The 994-nt window shown below is 66.3% G+C and carries 1 protein-coding gene; it reads left to right on the forward strand.

The window, feature by feature from the left end; all coding sequences use genetic code 11:
* Nucleotides 1-354: 354 nt before the first annotated feature.
* On the forward strand, nt 355-994 hold a 640-nt coding region (locus ETD86_RS54495), incomplete at its 3' end, for a lytic polysaccharide monooxygenase auxiliary activity family 9 protein (RefSeq protein ID WP_246149553.1).

Here is a 994-nt window from a genome sequence, read left to right on the forward strand (position 1 = left end):
CGCGCGGCATGAAGTGCTGCCCGGCGTACGCCCTGAGTCCTTGAAGGTAAGCGAAACGCATAGAGAGATGCAAGCCAGGTTCGGGCCAAGGCAACGGGATCCCCTACGGCACAGGCGATCCCGGACGTAATCCTTTACCTACTTCCCACCACGAACGCGGCCGCGCTACTCGCGGCGGACCTGTTCTCCGTGGCCCTTTGCCCATGCCGTCGGCGACCGTGGAAGCCTGCGCGACGGACAGCAGAGGCCCTCCCGAGCGCCCTCTGACCCGAAGCGCTTGCGCGAGCGCCGGTCGATGATTAATCCTTAGTAAGGTTTCCTTTTTATTTACTCTCACCCCCCAGGGAGTACGAGGTGCGCAAGAGCACGATCGCCGCCGCGGTGGCGGCCTCCGGAGTGCTGGCCCTGTTGCCGGCCTCCGCGGCCAACGCCCACGGCACGATGTCCAACCCGCCCAGCCGCGTCTACGTCTGCAAGAACGAGGGACCTGAGACGCCGAAGTCGGCCGCCTGCAAGGCCGCCGTGGCGGCGGGCGGCACGCAGGCGTTCTACGACTGGAACGAGGTCTCCCTCCTGGAGGCAGGCGGACGGCACCGCGAGCTCATCCCGGACGGCAAACTCTGCAGTGCGGGCCGCGACAAGTATCGCGGGCTCGACCTGCAACGGGCCGACTGGCCGGCGACCCAGGTGCGGCCCGGCAGCTTCACGCTTACCTACCACGCCTCCGCGCCGCACGCCAACAGCAACTTCGAGTTCTACATCACCCGCGAGGGCTGGAACCCGACCATGCCCCTCAGATGGTCAGACCTGGTTCACATCAGGACGTTCAACGGCCAGAACCCGAGCACGTTCACCAACTGGACGATCAACCTGCCACAGCGCAGCGGCCGGCACATCCTCTACTCGATCTGGCAGCGTGTGGTCGGCAGCAACGAGGCCTTCTACACCTGCTCGGACGTCGACTTCGGCGGTGGCGGCACCCCCACACCCACGC

Origin of the sequence: Nonomuraea turkmeniaca, from assembly GCF_005889735.1 — a bacterium.
GTDB lineage: Bacteria > Actinomycetota > Actinomycetes > Streptosporangiales > Streptosporangiaceae > Nonomuraea > Nonomuraea turkmeniaca.